Source organism: Xenorhabdus sp. NBAII XenSa04 (assembly GCF_963866145.1).
Lineage (GTDB): Bacteria > Pseudomonadota > Gammaproteobacteria > Enterobacterales > Enterobacteriaceae > Xenorhabdus > Xenorhabdus indica.
In genome coordinates this window covers 1-1,155 of sequence record NZ_CAWMEB010000326.1, presented here as the reverse complement: position 1 = coordinate 1,155, position 1,155 = coordinate 1, and the positions used below count along the sequence as shown (strand labels likewise).

Annotated in this window: 1 protein-coding gene; it reads left to right on the top strand. The window is 50.2% G+C overall.

Features of this window, described 5'->3' with window-relative positions; genetic code table 11:
• Nucleotides 1–26: 26 nt before the first annotated feature.
• On the top strand, nucleotides 27–1,155 hold a 1,129-nt coding region (locus AAC147_RS11630), incomplete at its 3' end, for a condensation domain-containing protein (protein ID WP_231571699.1).

Genomic DNA, 1,155 nt, shown 5'->3' with positions numbered 1-1,155 from the left:
CTGTCTGGGTAAACAGAGACAGTTATGTGGCGCCCCGCACGGCACTGGAAACCCAACTCTGTACTATTTGGCAGGACATATTAGGGCTGGAACGGGTTGGTATTGAGGATAACTTCTTCCGTATCGGGGGCAACTCCCTGACCGCGGTTAAGCTGACCGCCGCCATTCGCCGGGTTTTGGCAACCGAGGTCTCACTGGCGCAATTGTTTGAACTGAAAACTATCGCTGGCCTGATAACCCGGATGGAACAACAGACCTATACGGTTATCCCCCACCTGCACCGGGAGCACTACCCATTATCGTTTGCCCAGGAGCGGATGCTGTTTATTGAACAGTTTGAACAAGGCTCTGATGCCTATCATATTCCTTATCTGGTTCAGTTGGATAATGAGGCCTGTCTGCCATTATTAGAAACCGCCATTAACCGGCTGGCTGAACGCCATTCAGTGATGAAAATGGTCTACCACAGTGATGACACCGGCCAGATTTATCAGCAAATATTGCCTGAAAACCTGGTTATCACATCCCAGCCCTGTGACGATATCAATACGCTTCTGAACACCGTTCGCGCTGAGATTGCCACGCCATTTGATTTAACCACAGAGTCCAGTCTGCGCCTGCGTCACTATCCGGTTTCTGACAGCCACTATTTATTACTGTTATGGCACCATATCGCCATTGATGGCTGGTCAATTAATATCTTTATGCATGAACTGGCGGAAATTTACCAGTCTTTACAGGAAAAGCGGGACAGCCAGCTTCCTGCCCTGGATATCACCTATGGAGATTACGCCGCATGGCAACGCGACTATTTACAAGATGACATACGTGAACGCCAGCTTGCCTACTGGCAACAGACTTTAGCCGGCCATGAATCAATGACTTTGCCAACCGATTACCCCAGACCGGCTCAGGTGAATTATCAGGGACGGGATTTCAGTTTTGTGCTGGACACCCGGCTTTCTGAACAGCTACGAGCACTGGCAAAAACACAGGAGACGACCCTGTATACCGTGCTGCTCAGTGCCTTTTATGTCACGCTGGCAAAATTATCCGGGCAAAACGATATCGTACTGGGGACACCCACCGATAACCGCCATCATGCCCAGACTCAGCCCCTGATTGGCATGTTCGTCAACTCACTGGTCTTAAGGG